This window comes from Olleya sp. 1-3, assembly GCF_002836085.1.
Classification (GTDB): Bacteria; Bacteroidota; Bacteroidia; order Flavobacteriales; family Flavobacteriaceae; genus Olleya; species Olleya namhaensis.
Window position 1 is genome coordinate 362,458 of record NZ_PJBW01000002.1, and the last position, 15,680, is coordinate 378,137.

Consider the following 15,680-nt stretch of genomic DNA (forward strand, 5'->3'; position numbering starts at 1 on the left):
CCTCATACTTTTTAAAATCATTTATGCAATTTTCGTTTAAAAAAATCTTACCACATCTTTTAGTTTTGGTAGGATTTATTGTTTGCTCTTTAGCCTATTTTAGTCCTGTTTTACAAGGTAAAGTTATTTACCAAAGTGATATTGTGCATTACACCGGAATGGCTAAGCAACAAAAGGATTTCAAAACCAAAACAGGTGAAGAAACGTATTGGACTAACAGCGCATTTGGAGGTATGCCAACCTATCAATTAGGAGCAAAATACCCACACAATTATATTAAAAAATTAGACTTATCCTTACGGTTTTTACCAAGACCTGCGGATTATTTGTTTCTATACTTTTTAGGTTTTTATATTTTACTTTTAGTCTTAAAGGTAGATTGGAAACTTGCTGGACTGGGGGCACTAGCCTTCGGTTTTTCTACATATCTGATTATAATTCTTGGTGTTGGACATAATAGTAAAGCACATGCTATTGCTTATATGCCATTAGTTTTAAGTGGTATTTTACTAACATTTAAAGGTAAGTATGTTGGGGGGTTCTTGTTAACAGCAATTGCTATGGGCTTAGAGTTGGTGGCTAACCATTATCAAATGACCTATTATTTGCTTTTATTAGTATTGGTATTGGGTATTGCTTATTTAGTAGATGCTTACAGAAAAAAAATGTTGCCACATTTTTTCAAAGCGGTTGGCGTCTTATCGGCAGCAGTAGTGTTAGCAATAGGTTTAAATGCTACAAATATATTAGCTACGCAAGATTATGTTAAGGAAAGTACACGTGGTAAAAGTGCGTTAACCATAAATCCTGATGGCTCTAAAAGAGAAAGCAGTAATGGGTTAAGTAAGGAGTATATCACAGAATATAGTTATGGAAAACTTGAAACTTTTAACTTATTTATTCCAAGATTTTTAGGAGGAGGTAGCGGTGAAGATGTTGGAGAAAACTCGGCTGTATTTAAATATATAGTGGCGCAAGGTGTACCTGCCAGTAATGCTAAAGAATATACAAAAAGCTTGCCTACGTATTGGGGAAGTCAAACCATAGTGGAAGCGCCTGCTTATATTGGAGCAGTAGTTATCTTTTTGTTTGTACTTGGCCTATTTTTAGTCAAAGGACGCTTAAAGTGGTGGTTAGTTGGCGGAACTATTTTATCGTTATTATTATCGTACGGAAAGAATTTAGAGTTTTTAACTGACTTATTTATAAATTATGTACCACTATATAATAAGTTTAGAGCGGTTAGTTCCATACAAGTTATTTTAGAATTATGTATTCCTGTTTTAGCAGTATTTGCTTTAGTTAGACTATTTAATGATGTTGTTAAAACAGAAGAAAAATTAAAGGCTTTAAAATATACGGTATTTATTACCGGAGGGTTATCCGTTTTATTTTTGGTTGCTAAAACCATTGGTCTTTTTGATTTTGTAGGAGGAATGGATGGACGCATTAGAGAAGGTAATGGGCAAGCATTTTTAGATGCGTTAAAAGCCGATAGAGCTAGCTTTTTTACAACAGACACACTTAGAACGTTGCTATTTGTTTTGTTAGCTGCAGGTGTTATTTACTTATTTTTAAAACAGAAATTAAACGAAACCAAAGTCATTATTATTTTAGGACTTTTAATTGTTGTGGATTTAGTTAGTGTTGATAAGCGTTATGTAAATAATGATGATTTTGTGTCTAAGTTTCAAATGGAACGTCCTTACGAAGCTAATAAAGCCGACTTACAAATATTAAAAGACAAGTCTAATTATAGAGTATATGATATGACGTCTGGCGGTGCAAAAACAAGTTATTTTCATAATGCTTTAGGAGGATATCATGCTGCAAAACCAAAACGTTTTCAGGATTTATATGAATTTTACATCTACAAAAACAATATTAATGTATTAAGTCTGCTTAACGCGAAATACATTATTGGTGCTGGTGAAGATGAAAAACCATTTCGTTATGTTAATAATGATGCAAACGGAAACGCATGGTTTGTTTCAAATCTTGAAAAAGTAGCTTCAGAAACGGATGAGTTATTGGCTTTAGAGTCTTTAAAATCAAAAGAAACAGCTGTATATTCATCTGAATTTAAAGGGAAAACTAATTTACCTAAATCATTTACAACGGATTCTTTAGCTTCGATTAAAGTAAAAACGTACACTCCCAATCTAATTGAATATAGTTCTGAGAACAGTAACAATGGTTTTGCAGTGTTTTCTGAAATGTATTATGCTAATGGTTGGAATGCTTATATAGATGGTCAATTAAAACCACATTATAAGGTAGATTATGCTTTACGTGGTATGGAAATCCCAAAAGGGAAACACACCGTAACTTTTAAATTTGAACCTCAAGTGGTTAAAACGGGAAGTACTATTGCTTTGGCTAGTTCTGTGTTATTAGCTTTGCTTTTACTTGGAGGTTTGTTTTTTGGATATAAAAATTATCTAGGAAACCAAAAGGGTTAATACGTCAAGGCATAAATTCCGCGAAAGCGTTATATAATGAATAAAAAAAAAGTACTTATAATTACTTATTATTGGCCACCAGCAGGAGGTCCAGGCGTACAGCGGTGGTTAAAATTTGTAAAGTACTTACCAGAATTTAATATAGAACCTATTGTATATTGTCCGTCAAACGCTAGTTATCCTATTACAGATGCTAGTTTGGCTGATCAGGTTAATCCTGATTTAACAGTTATTAAACAACATATTAAAGAGCCTTATAAGATAGCGCAATTGTTTTCTAAGAAAAGTAAAACGATTAGTAAAGGGATTATTGCCGAAAAGGAAAAGCAGAGCTTAATGGAGCGTTTGATGCTATTTGTAAGAGGTAATTTTTTTATTCCTGATGCGCGAAAAAATTGGGTAAAACCGTCTGTTAAATACTTGTCAACTTATATTAAAGATTTTAATATAGATACGATTATTACAAGTGGTCCACCACACAGTTTACATTTAATAGGTTTAGAATTACAGCAAAAATTAGAAGTGACTTGGATTGCGGATTTTAGAGATCCTTGGACAACTATTGGCTACCATAAGCAACTAAAATTAACGTCTGCATCTAAAATTAAGCACAAGAATTTAGAAAAAAAAGTACTTAATAATGCTAATAAAATTATAGTAACTAGTCCTAGCACTAAGGTGGAATTTGAGCAAATTACAACGCAGCCTATTCAGGTTATTACCAATGGTTATGACCATGAAAAAGTAACAACATTTGGATTGGATAAAAAGTTTACACTCTCGCATATTGGTTCGTTATTATCAAAAAGAAACCCTGAAGTATTGTGGAAAGTATTGCGTGATTTAATTAATGAAGATTCAGATTTTGCATCAAATTTTCAGTTGAATTTGGTTGGTGCTGTTGGTAAGGAAGTGCTTCAGTCTATTGAAATTAACGATTTAACTAACAGTTTAAATAACATTGGTTATGTTTCACATAGTGAAGCAATTATGTTTCAGAAAAAGTCGCAATTATTATTATTGATTGAGATAGATTCTGAAATTACTAAAGCAATAATACCAGGTAAGTTATTTGAGTACATGGTTGCTAATAGACCTATAATTGCATTAGGCCCAATTGGTGCAGATGTGGCTTCTATTATAAAAGAAACTAATACAGGACAGTTTTTTAATTACCAAGATTACGATGCTTTAAAGTTGACTATAAAACAACATTTTGAAGCCTTTAAAAAAGGAGATTTAAAAACAAATCCAATTGGTTTACAGAAGTATTCTAGACAACAACTAACCAAGAATTTAGCACAGTTTATAAATCCTTAATACCTTAGGGTTTTAATATCTTTTAATTTATGGGAATAGTCATTAATCAATCTATAAAAAACACTATTGTCACGTACTTTGGTTTTGGAGTAGGCGCTATTAATGTTATTTTTTTGTACACTCAATTTTTAACGGAACAGTATTTTGGTTTAATAACTTTTATATTGTCTACCGCTAGTATATTAATGCCATTTATGGCATTTGGAGTACATAATACTATCGTTAAGTTTTATTCGTCGTTTAAGACAAGACAATCGCAAAATAGCTTTTTAAGTTTGATGTTGATACTGCCTTTGTTTCTTATTATTCCTTTAGGTTTATTGACGCATTTTGCTTTTGACGTGATTGCGAATTGGCTATCTAAAAAAAATGCGATAATAAAGGATTACACGTGGTTAATTTATGTGTCTGCAGCTGCATTTGCTTATTTTGAGGTGTTTTATGCGTGGAGCAAAGTGCAGTTACAAAGTGTTTTTGGTAATTTTATGAGCGAAGTCTTTCATAGGGTAGCAACCTCTATTTTATTAATAGCACTTTATTTTGGTTATCTAACTGTAGACCAATTAATTTATGGGATTGTTATAGTATATATAGCGCGCGCTTTGATAATGAAATTGTATGCTTTTAGCTTAAGAATGCCTAGTTTTAAATGGACTAAAATCCCTAATTTATCTAGTATTTTAAAATACTCTGCTTTAATTATTATAGCAGGCTCTGTAGCTAATATTATCTTAGAAATAGATAAGTTTATGTTAGGACAGTTTCAAGCGCTTAATAATGTAGCTTATTATGGTGTAGCAATCTATATTGCTACGGTAATTGGTGTGCCAGCAAGAGCAATGCACCAAATAACTAATCCTTTAACTGCAAAATTATTAAACGAAGGACATAAGGAGGAATTAAAGACCTTGTATCAAAAAACGTCTATCAACTTATTTATTATAAGCGGTTTTATTTTTTTGTGTATTATCATAAACATATCCAAGTTATATCTTTTGATTCCTGAGAATTATAGCGAAGGGTTTCTTGTGGTGTTAGTTATTGGTTTAGCTAAGTTGTCTGATAACTTAATAGGAAATAATAATGCTATTTTGTTTAATAGCGATTATTATAGGGTAGTGCTAGTATTTGGTGTACTGTTAGCCATATTGACCGTGGTTTTAAACTTAGTATTTATTCCTATATATGGAATTAACGGAGCAGCTTACGCGAGTTGTATCACGATATTTACTTATAATATTATTAAACTTAGCTTTGTGTATCGTAAGTTTAAAATGCATCCTTTTACAGGTTTAACACTAAAAACGTTGCTTTTAATTACGATTTGCGGATTAGCATTATTCTTTTGGGAGTTTTCGTGCCATCCGATTTTGGCTATTTTGTTAAAAACAATGCTACTTAGTATTGTATATGGGCTTTCTGTTTATAAATTTAATTTGTCTGAGGATATTTCTAAACTATTAAATAAGTTTATTCCATAAAAAAATCCTACTTCCAGTTGCTTTAGGGCAAACAACCGTTTGTAGGATTCTAATCTTGTAACTATTCTATATTAATTTCTAGACCTTGTACTTCTTGTTTTAGAAGATGTACTTCTAGAGCTTGTTGTTCTTGGTTTAGAAGTCGTTTTTCTAGTTGTTGTCGTTCTAGTATTACTTCTATTTGATTTTGTACTTACTGTATTCCTTGTTCTAGGTTTACTAGTTGTTGTACTATTGTTTCTAGTTCTAGGCGTAGAGGTTGTTGTTTGGTTCCCTCTTGTTCTAGGCGTACTAGTTGTAGTGCTATTATTTCTAGTTCTAGGCTTAGAGATCGTTGTTTGGTTTCCTCTTGTTCTAGGTGTACTAGTGGTAGTATTATTGTTTCTAGTTCTAGGCTTAGAGTTAACTGTTTGATTCCCTCTTGTTCTAGGCGTACTAATCGTAGCATTGTTATTTCTAGTTCTAGGCTTTACAGTAGTATTACCTTTTGTTCTAGGTGTTACTTTGTTATTTCTTGTACGTGGTGTACTGTTTGCTCTAGGTGTTCTTCCTTCGTTTCTAGAAGCTAAAGCTCTATTTCTAGTAATTGTGTTTCCTCTTCTGCTAGCAACCGCTGTTCTACGTCTATTGTTGTTTACATAAGGTCTATCATATCTGTATCTAGTAGGTGTGTAATTTTGTCTGTAAGGTGTAGAGTATAATACACGGTAATGTATTGAAGGTAATACATAATATGCATGCCATGATCTGTATACATATGCTCTGTTATACACGTTAATAAATCCTGTACAGTGAGAATAACGGTTGTATCGGTTATAGTGTACATATAATCCACCAACACGGTTTACATATCCTCTGTTGTTATAGTTTATATAAACATTTCCAACTTGACTTACACGACCATAATAGTCATAGAATACTGGAGTGTTTTCTACTTGTATAATAGCTCCAAATTCGTCATACTGCACATAAGCACCATAATCGTAACCTGTATTAAAGCTAATACTTGTGTTTCTGTTATTTACGTCTACGTTAACTTGTGGTCCGTAATTTGGCATGTAGAAGTCAAACTGCCCATCAGCATAAACAGAAAATTCTATTCCTGCTTCTTCAAATATAAAAGAGTTACCATAACCTCTAACGTAAGAGTTGTTAATAACACCGTTATCTACAGTGGTATTTGTGTCTGCATTAACAGTAAATCCACTAAGGACTAATGCTGTTAATAAAAGGAATATGTTTTTCATAATGTATTGTTTTAAGATTGAACAATTAACTAATTACAAGCATCGTGCCAAAAATCAAAAACCTAGTAATAGTAAGGGGTTTAGGTGTCTTGTTTTAATTTTATCACATAATAAACCCCGTAAATAAAAATTTACGGGGTTTATCTTTAGGGCAAAAAAGATATTATTTTCTTGTTTTAACAACTTTAGTCTTTTTAGTTTTTACACCTTTTTTATAATAGTAGTTATCATCATTAGTATTATAATCATTGTATGTATTATAATCTACAGTGTTATTATGGTGTTGACCTCCATAGTTACTTGTATTTGCTCTATTAACATGACCAATGGTTTTAATTAAATGCCCATGTCTGTTGTATTTTAAACGCATGCTTCCAATCTGACTAACTAAACCTTGACGGTTGTAGGCGATATATACGGATCCTAAACGTTTGATTTGTCCGGTTCTGTTATAGTTTAAAAACACATGTCCAATACGTCTTACTTTACCATCACGATCATGTGTTACAGTCATACCTCTGTCTCTAGGGGTAGAATAGGTAACCTGTGTTCCTGGTGCACCATAAGTTGTATTTACAGATCTACGTTTTGTAGTGCTACGTCTGTAATAATTGTCACCTTGTGTTTGTTCTAATTGTGTATTAAAATCAAAACTTCCGTCAGGAAAAATTAAAAATTCTACACCACGCTCTACAAACAATATTGGTTGTGCGTAATAATTTCTGTTTAATACTAAATCTTCACCTTGCGATGCAGATTTAGTTTCTGCTGTTACGGTAGTTAATCCAATTAACATACCTGTAAATAATAGTACTAATTTTCTCATAGTATTAAGGATTTAGATTTTGCCTACTAATTAAGCGTTTCGGCATTCGCTATATTGATTAGATAGGTTCAATAGCTGTGCCAAACTTGTTAAACGTTGGTTTTACTAGTGTTTCAAACCGTTTAAAGACATGGTTTTATTCTTGATGTAAACCAAAAAGTATTAAAAAGAATGCTATATTTACTATCGTAAAAACCAACCACCAATGTCTTTAAAGTATAACACGTGTAAAAATTGCGAGAGTGATTTTAAATCTGGATTTGATTTTTGTCCGCATTGCGGAATGAAGGATAAAGAGGATTTAACGCTTGGAATTTTGTTTTATAATACTTTAAACAACTATCTACTATGGGATTCTAAATTCTTCAAGAGTTTTATACCCTTAATGACTAAGCCAGGTTTTTTACCAAATCAATTTATAGGAGGGAAGCGTTTGTCTTTTTTGCATCCCGCCCAATTGTACTTATTTATAACATTTGTATTTTTCTTTTTGTTTTCTTTTCAGATGAACAAAGTAGAACAAGACCTAAATGAAGGTTTTAAAGCCGAATCAAACAACGTATTAAATCAGATTCAAACTAAGGATGCAGATTCCGTTAAAAGAGAAGAAATGCGCACCGCATTAATTAAAAACAAAACACTGACTAGAATGTCTGATAAAGCGATTGACTCCATAGTCTCTCAAAAGGATATTAAGTCAAATAATTCCGTATCCTTTGGATACAATACTCAAGAAATAGATGCTCTACTAGCTGCAAGTGCTTCTAATGACACTATTTATAAAGCAATGGGAATGGCGGACAATCCGGGTTGGTTTGACAAGATGTTGTATCCTCAAATGTTAAAATTTCATAAGGACAGAAAAGCAGGTTCGATATGGATCTCTATGATAAATGCCACACCAATTGCATTATTTATATTGTTGCCTATTTTTGCTTTATTTCTAAAGTTGTTTTATTGGAAAAAAGGACGCTATGCTTATCATTTAGTGTTTTCGTTCTATTTTTTCGCTTTCATTTTTATGGTGTTTAGCATCTTATTAATCACCAACCTTATTATAGATGTGCCTAGTTGGGTTAATTTGTTGATTACGCTATCTGTTTTTATCTATTTTGTAATTGCTGTCAAGCATTTTTACAATCAACGTTGGCGCTATAGTATACTAAAAAGTGGTGTTATTTCCTTTGTGTTTTTGGCAATATTGGTTCCTATTGCTTTTGTGGTGTTAGCGTTTGTTTCTTTTTTGTTTTATTAAATCAAAATTTAAATAGCGAAGTAGTATTCTAATTTTTTTTTCGGTTAAACCGAAATTAAAAGCCTTATAAATAAAAAGGTATAGACTTAATGAAGTTGCTTTTTTGGGTTACAAGTATTGTTTGTAAACCGAAACGCTAAGACGTTGCATGCCAAATAGGAATGTTAAAATGTTTGCTTAATACTTCAGCATCAATAATAATAGTTTTTAGTTTGCCATGATCTACCACATTAATTCGTGAAGCATCTTTTAGTACTAAATTAAGTTCAAAGCTTTTGTAATTACCATTCTCACCAGATATAGTTTCGCCAATAATCTGTAAAGCAACAATGTTTGATAATACAGTACTCTTCTTTGAGTTGTGTTTATTAAATCCGCGATAAAAACGATTGGAATGTTTATTAAAAACAATGGGCGAAAAATAAGAAATCAGTAAATAGTTACCTGCAATAAAAAACATAGTTCCTGCTAATGTTGCTAGAGTAAATATAAAGTCAAAATTTTGAGTCTTTATATACAAGGCAATACCTGCATACAAAAAGGCATAAGCAACACTAACAAATAACAGTGTAAATAGGGCAAAGCCTAAAGAAGGCTTAAATTTAAACCCATATCTAGTCTGAGACAAAACATGTGTTTCAAAATTAGCACCTCCACTTACTGCGGGTTTTGTAGATACCTTTTTTTTGATAGTTTCTAAATCACCCATTTAACGTTGTTAACTGTAATGTTTATTATAGTTTGTCTTTTAAATATTGCGCAGTAACACTAGCTTTTACTTTTATAATCTCTTCAGGTGTTCCAAAAGCGACTAATTTACCACCATTTTCTCCACCTTCAGGACCTAAATCTATAATATGATCTGCACATTTAATCAATTCTAAATTATGCTCCACAACAATTATAGAATGTCCTTTAGCTATTAAAGCATAAAAGGATTTTAATAATTTCTGAATGTCATGAAAGTGTAAACCTGTTGTAGGTTCGTCAAAAATAAATAAGGTTTTATCTTTTGTGTTTCCTTTACCTAAAAAAGTAGCTAGTTTAATGCGTTGTGCTTCTCCACCAGAAAGGGTAGAACTGCTTTGACCTAAAGCAACATAGCCTAATCCAACATCTTGCAGTGGTTGTAATTTATTTTTGATTTTGGAAACGCCATTTTTATCAAAAAAGGCAATAGCATCATCAATAGTTAAATTTAAAATGTCATCAATGTTTTTATCTGCAAAAGTGACTTCTAAGACCTCCTTTTTAAAACGTTTTCCTTTACAAGTTTCACATTCTAAATGGACATCAGCCATAAATTGCATTTCAATAGTCACTTCACCTTCACCTTTACAGGTTTCGCAACGTCCACCATCCACGTTAAAACTAAAGTGTTTAGCTGCATAATTACGGATAGTACTTAGTTTTTGTTTAGAATATAATGCTCTGATGTCATCATAAGCTTTAACATAAGTCACCGGGTTTGATCTAGACGATCTTCCTATAGGGTTTTGGTCAATAAATTCGATGTTTTTTACAATACTATAGTTTCCTTTTAGTTCTGTAAACTGTCCTGCTTTATCACTAAAACCAGTTAAGTGTTTTTGTATTGCCGGAAATAATATTTTTTTAACCAATGTACTTTTTCCACTTCCAGAAACACCAGTAATAACTGTTAGCATTTCTAAAGGAAAAGAGACATCTATATTTTTTAAATTATTTTCTCTAGCACCAATAATATCGACACTATATTTACTAGTACGGCGTGTCTTAGGCACTTCAATTTTTAAGGTTTCATTTAAATATTGTGCGGTTAACGAGTTTGATTTTAGAATATCAGCATACGTACCAACTGCAACAACTTCTCCTCCTAAAGTACCAGCTTCAGGACCAATATCTATAATTTGATCCGCTTCCTTCATGATATCTTCATCATGTTCTACCACAATTACAGTATTTCCTAAATCACGGAGTTGTTTTAAAACTTGTATCAAGCGTTCAGAATCTTTTGGGTGTAAACCAATACTAGGTTCGTCCAATATATACATAGATCCAACTAAGCTACTTCCTAAAGAGGTTGCTAGATTTATACGTTGGCTTTCTCCTCCGGAAAGGGTATTAGATTTTCGGTTTATTGTCAAATAATCTAATCCTACGTTATGTAAAAAGCTAAGTCTGTTTCTAATTTCTATTAATAAACGTTCTGCAATTTTTGCATCGTAGTCGTTTAACACGATCGTATTAAAAAAGACAGCCAATTTATTTAAAGGTAACTCTACTAATTCCGTTAAGGTTGCATTACCAACTTTAATATAGTTAGTTTCTTGTCTTAATCGTTTTCCGTGACATACTTTACATTGTGTTTTACCTCTGTATCGGGATAACATCACACGGTTTTGAATCTTGTAAGCCTTGCTTTCTAACTCTGCAAAAAAGCTATTTAAACCTTCAAAGTATTCATTTCCTTCCCAAATTAAGGCTTTATGTTTTGCGCTTAATTCAAAATATGGTTTATGAATGGGAAAATCAAATTTATGCGAGTTGTTAACCAATTGGTCTTTATACCAACTCATACTGTCACCACGCCAAGGAAAAATGGCATTTTCATAAACAGAAAGTGCTGTGTTTGGCACGACTAAATCGTCATCAATACCTATCACATCACCATAACCTTCGCATTTAGGGCAGGCACCATAAGGGTTGTTAAAACTAAATAAATGTACGTTTGGCTCTAAAAATAGCACGCCATCTAATTCAAATTTATTACTAAAATGACGGGTTGTATTATCAGCTAACGTTTCTATATAACAATTGCCTTTACCTTCAAAAAAGGCAGTTTGTATGGCATCTGCTAATCTGTTATAAAAATCCTCATCGTCTTTTGTTACAATACGATCTACTACCAAAAACAAATCTTTGGTTGATGTTAAGTCCTTAGCATCGTCTATTCTAATAACTTTATCTTTTACTTTAATTCTGGCGTAACCTTGCGCATTTAATGCACTTAATTTATCTTGTAATTCACGACCTTCTTCTAAAACTAAAGGCGCTAAAAGCAGTAGTTTTTCGTTTAAACCTAATCCTTTTATATAATTTGTAACGTCTGTAACAGTATCTTTTTTAACTTCTTGACCAGAAATAGGAGAGTAGGTGCGTCCAACTCTTGCAAAAAGCAGTTTTAAGTAATCATAGATCTCAGTAGTTGTTCCAACCGTAGATCTAGGATTTGTACTATTTACTTTTTGCTCGATTGCAATTGCAGGAGCAATACCTTTAATATAATCTACTTTAGGTTTGTTTAGACGACCTAAAAACTGTCTAGCATAACTACTTAAACTTTCTACATAACGACGTTGCCCTTCGGCATACAAGGTATCAAATGCTAAACTTGACTTTCCAGAACCTGATAGTCCTGTAATAACAACAAGTTTGCGTCGTGGTATTACAACATCAATATTTTTAAGATTGTGCAGTTTTGCACCTTTTATAATAATGTTTTCTTTTGGATTTACTTCAGAAAGCGGTGTAGTCATAGTTGTTTTTACGTCTAAAACACAAAGATAACACAAGTTGAGCACCTTTTAAATAGGTTTATTGTGCAATAAAATGTTAAAAAAAATGTTTTTTTTTGCTTTTACGGAATGATTGTTGTTATATTTGGAACATATCATATTATTAACAAAACTTTATAGCCTATAGTATAACATTACTTTTTAATTTATAAACCCCAGACCAAAACCTGCTTTTGGTGCTTAAAAGTAATGATTATGCAAAAAATAACCATAACGGATGCTATCCTTGTTAGTAACTATATTAAAGGAGATGAGTCTTCTTTAGAGATTCTTATTAAAAGACACAAACAACGTATTTACAGTTTTATCTATTCTAAAGTATTTGATAGAGACATCGCAGAGGATGTTTTTCAAGATACCTTTATTAAGGTTATTCGTACCTTAAAAAGAGGTAAGTATAATGAAGAAGGTAAATTTTTACCATGGGTTATGCGTATCGCACACAACTTAGTTATTGATCATTTTAGAAAGAATAACAGAATGCCAAAATTTGATAATTCAGGTGATTTTGATATCTTTTCTGTAATTAGTGATAACTCTTTAAACGCTGAAAAAGTGATGGTTAAGGAGCAGGTCGAAGCAGATGTACGTCGATTAATAGACGAGTTACCAGAAGATCAAAAAGAAGTTTTGGTTATGCGTATGTATAATGATATGAGTTTTAAAGAAATATCAGAACGTACAGGTGTAAGTATTAATACCGCTTTAGGGCGTATGCGTTATGCATTAATTAATATGAGAAAAGTAATTGAAAAGCATAATATTGTTTTAACAAATTAGAAATGCAATAAATCAAAAGATTGCTCGTTATCTGTGTATACCTTAAACATATATACATGGCGAAAATTTACTCTGAACATTCGAATACCCCAAAAAAACAAAACTTTAAAATAGAACCAAAAGCAGAAACAATTAGTTTTATTTTAAATTACTCTAAGGCTTTAAGTGTTATAAATTATAAAAATTTGAAGTTTGAAGCACTTCAAAACTAAACTTTGAAAACGTCCTGATAGTCTCAGGACGTTTTTATTTTTAAGGCATTTTAGTAATTAACCTTAATGAAAATGAATTATTATACTTTTTCAGGACCTATTATGTCAGAAAAAAGGTGATGATAATTATTCAGTTCGCGGAATTATAAAACCATTTTTAATAGTATCAAAACCTATTTTTGGATAGTATTCCATTGCTAATGGTGCCGAAAGTAAAATTAGCGTCGTTTGTGGTCCAATCTCTTTTTTGGTAAGATTTATTAGATGCTTACCAATACCTTCTTTTTGATATTCGCTATTTACCGCTAAATCTGATAAATAACAGGCATAGCAATAATCTGTTAGTGAGCGTGCTATTCCTACCAATTCGTTGTTTAACCAAGCAGTTATAATTAGATTAGAATTTTTATACATTTTTGAAATCCGATCACTATCGTTTGTAGGTCTTGTTATTCCTGAGCTATTATAAAGTTTGATTATCTCCGATGTGTTAGGATGTATTCCGATTTTGAATTCGATATTTTTCATGTGTTACGAATGTTTTTCAGCTTATTAATCTATCAATTCTACTTATAATAGTCCTTTAAAACGGTAGCACGACCAATAGTTTTGGTAATAATATCTTTTTCTAAATCCCAACCTCTAGCAGGAGAATACTCGCGTCCATACCAAATAATTTGCAAGTGTAAATCATTCCAAGTGTCTTTTGGAAATAAGCGCTTGGCATCTTTTTCTGTTTGTTGTACGTTTTTACCGTTGGTTAAATTCCAACGGTACATAAGTCTATGTATGTGCGTATCCACAGGAAAAGCAGGTACACCAAAAGCCTGACTCATAACTACACCAGCTGTTTTATGTCCAACAGCGGGAAAGGTTTCTAATGCTTCAAAAGACTGTGGTACAATACCGTTATAGTCTTCGACTAACATTTTTGATAACCCATAAATACCTTTACTTTTCATTGGAGACAAACCACAAGGTCTAATAATAGCTTTGATTTCTTCCACACTCATTTTTATCATATCATACGGGTTATCTGCTTTGGCAAATAATAACGGTGTGATTTGATTAACTCTAACATCTGTACATTGTGCAGATAGCAATACAGCAACTAATAAGGTGTACGGATCTTTGTGGTCTAACGGAATAGGTATTTCTGGATAAAGTTTATTTAACGTATTTATAACAAAATCTACCTTTTCTTGCTTAGTCATTAGTCGTATTTTTGAATGAAACCAAAATTACAACTATGAATACATTAAAACAAGGCGATAAAGTACCAAATTTTACAGTAAATGATCAAGATGGAAATCCAGTGTCATTATCGGATTATAAAGGCAAAAAACTAATTGTTTTCTTTTATCCAAAAGCTAGTACGCCTGGTTGTACAGCCGAAGCTTGTAATCTAACAGACAACTATACACTGTTACAAGATAAAGGTTATGAGATTTTGGGGGTAAGTGCAGACTCAGAAAAAAGACAAACTAATTTTAAAAACAAATACAGTTTCCCGTTTCCGTTATTAGCGGATGAAGAGAAAGAAGTTATTAATGCTTTTGGGGTTTGGGGTTTGAAAAAATTTATGGGTAAAGAATATGATGGTATCCACAGAAAAACCTTTTTGGTAGATGAAGATGGAGTAGTAGCCCATGTTATTGATAAAGTAAAAACTAAAGATCACGCAGCACAAATTTTAGAGCTGTAAGATTATAATTTAAGTATAAAAAAAGCGACCATGAGGTCGCTTTTTTTTTGTTGCTATAATTTTGAAAGAACAATTATTCTGTAGTTTCTTCCATAGTATGATATACGTTTTGCACATCATCATCTTCTTCTAATTTTTCTAATAATTTTTCAATATCTGCTGCTTGTTCCGGTGTTACTGCTTTTGTAACTTGAGGAATACGTTCAAATCCTGAAGATAATATTTCGATATCACGACTTTCAATTTCTGCTTGGATAGCTCCAAAGCTTTCAAAAGGCGCGTAGATTAAAATACCATCATCATCAGCAAATACTTCTTCTGCACCAAAATCGATAAATTCTAATTCTAACTCTTCTGGGTCTAAACCTTCAGCATTTACTCTAAAGTTACAAGTATGGTCAAACATAAATACTACAGAACCTGACGTCCCTAAACTACCATCACATTTATTAAAATAACTACGCACATTTGCAACTGTACGGGTGTTATTATCTGTTGCAGTTTCTACCAATACAGCAATACCATGTGGTGCATAACCTTCAAATACAACTTCTTTAAAATCACCAAGACTTTTATCACTTGCTTTTTTAATAGCACGCTCTACGTTGTCTTTTGGCATGTTTACTGCTTTGGCATTTTGGATAACTGCACGTAAACGTGAGTTACTAGCTGGATCGGGTCCACCTTCTTTAACCGCCATTACAATATCTTTTCCTATGCGTGTAAAGGCCTTGCTCATCGCAGACCAACGTTTCATTTTACGTGCTTTTCTAAATTCGAAAGCTCTTCCCATGGTTATATATGTTTTTAAATTTCCGCTTAAGCGAAAACTAAA

The 15,680-nt window shown here is 32.2% G+C and carries 13 protein-coding genes; 6 read left to right on the forward strand and 7 right to left on the reverse strand.

Translation table 11 applies throughout. The features are described 5' to 3' along the window. The first annotated feature begins 23 nt into the window (after positions 1–23). Genes CXF54_RS03605 through CXF54_RS03615 form a run of 3 tightly spaced genes read left to right on the forward strand, consistent with a single transcriptional unit; the run spans position 24 to position 5,263 of the window. The gene (locus tag CXF54_RS03605; protein ID WP_101202477.1) at positions 24–2,462 is read left to right on the forward strand and encodes a YfhO family protein; all 2,439 of its coding nucleotides are present in this window, start codon (positions 24–26) and stop codon (positions 2,460–2,462) included. 36 nt (positions 2,463–2,498) lie between these two features. After that, positions 2,499–3,782: a glycosyltransferase family 4 protein gene (locus CXF54_RS03610; protein WP_101202478.1), complete on the forward strand. Its 1,284-nt coding sequence runs from the start codon at positions 2,499–2,501 to the stop codon at positions 3,780–3,782. 29 nt (positions 3,783–3,811) lie between these two features. Next, the gene (locus tag CXF54_RS03615; protein ID WP_101202479.1) at positions 3,812–5,263 is read left to right on the forward strand and encodes a polysaccharide biosynthesis C-terminal domain-containing protein; all 1,452 of its coding nucleotides are present in this window, start codon (positions 3,812–3,814) and stop codon (positions 5,261–5,263) included. A gap of 71 nt (positions 5,264–5,334) precedes the next feature. Here CXF54_RS03615 and CXF54_RS03620 read toward each other — a convergent pair whose 3' ends face one another. Both CXF54_RS03620 and CXF54_RS03625 read right to left on the reverse strand, forming a co-directional pair. Continuing rightward, positions 5,335–6,510: a hypothetical protein gene (locus CXF54_RS03620; protein ID WP_101202480.1), complete on the reverse strand. Its 1,176-nt coding sequence runs from the start codon at positions 6,508–6,510 to the stop codon at positions 5,335–5,337. Positions 6,511–6,673: 163 nt separating this feature from the next. After that, positions 6,674–7,336: a hypothetical protein gene (locus CXF54_RS03625; RefSeq protein WP_101202481.1), complete on the reverse strand. Its 663-nt coding sequence runs from the start codon at positions 7,334–7,336 to the stop codon at positions 6,674–6,676. Between the two features lie 205 nt (positions 7,337–7,541). Between CXF54_RS03625 and CXF54_RS03630 the strand changes: the two genes are divergently transcribed. Then, positions 7,542–8,591 (forward strand): DUF3667 domain-containing protein, encoded by a 1,050-nt coding sequence (locus CXF54_RS03630; RefSeq protein WP_101202482.1) that lies wholly within the window; start codon positions 7,542–7,544, stop codon positions 8,589–8,591. A 136-nt stretch (positions 8,592–8,727) separates the two neighbouring features. Here the strand turns inward: CXF54_RS03630 and CXF54_RS03635 are convergent, their stop codons facing one another. Further along, positions 8,728–9,300 carry a hypothetical protein gene (locus tag CXF54_RS03635; RefSeq protein WP_101202483.1) on the reverse strand — a complete coding sequence of 191 codons (573 nt, stop codon included), beginning with the start codon at positions 9,298–9,300 and terminating at the stop codon, positions 8,728–8,730. Positions 9,301–9,325: 25 nt separating this feature from the next. After that, on the reverse strand, positions 9,326–12,109 hold the full coding sequence (gene uvrA, locus CXF54_RS03640; RefSeq protein ID WP_101202484.1) for an excinuclease ABC subunit UvrA: 2,784 nt from the start codon (positions 12,107–12,109) through the stop codon (positions 9,326–9,328). Positions 12,110–12,343: 234 nt separating this feature from the next. On the opposite strand from uvrA, the gene CXF54_RS03645 reads away from it, so the two are divergent. Beyond that, entirely contained in the window at positions 12,344–12,928 is a 585-nt protein-coding gene (locus tag CXF54_RS03645; RefSeq protein WP_090838943.1) for an RNA polymerase sigma factor, read from the forward strand. Positions 12,929–13,266: 338 nt separating this feature from the next. On the opposite strand, the gene CXF54_RS03650 is transcribed toward CXF54_RS03645, so the two are convergent. Continuing rightward, the gene (locus CXF54_RS03650) at positions 13,267–13,668 is read right to left on the reverse strand and encodes a GNAT family N-acetyltransferase (protein ID WP_101202485.1); all 402 of its coding nucleotides are present in this window, start codon (positions 13,666–13,668) and stop codon (positions 13,267–13,269) included. Between the two features lie 38 nt (positions 13,669–13,706). Continuing rightward, positions 13,707–14,354 (reverse strand): endonuclease III domain-containing protein, encoded by a 648-nt coding sequence (locus tag CXF54_RS03655; RefSeq protein ID WP_090838375.1) that lies wholly within the window; start codon positions 14,352–14,354, stop codon positions 13,707–13,709. 35 nt (positions 14,355–14,389) lie between these two features. On the opposite strand from CXF54_RS03655, the gene bcp reads away from it, so the two are divergent. Beyond that, positions 14,390–14,845 carry a thioredoxin-dependent thiol peroxidase gene (gene bcp / locus CXF54_RS03660; protein WP_090838373.1) on the forward strand — a complete coding sequence of 152 codons (456 nt, stop codon included), beginning with the start codon at positions 14,390–14,392 and terminating at the stop codon, positions 14,843–14,845. A 73-nt stretch (positions 14,846–14,918) separates the two neighbouring features. Here the strand turns inward: bcp and CXF54_RS03665 are convergent, their stop codons facing one another. After that, positions 14,919–15,638 carry a YebC/PmpR family DNA-binding transcriptional regulator gene (locus tag CXF54_RS03665; RefSeq protein WP_090838371.1) on the reverse strand — a complete coding sequence of 240 codons (720 nt, stop codon included), beginning with the start codon at positions 15,636–15,638 and terminating at the stop codon, positions 14,919–14,921. Positions 15,639–15,680 lie beyond the last annotated feature (42 nt).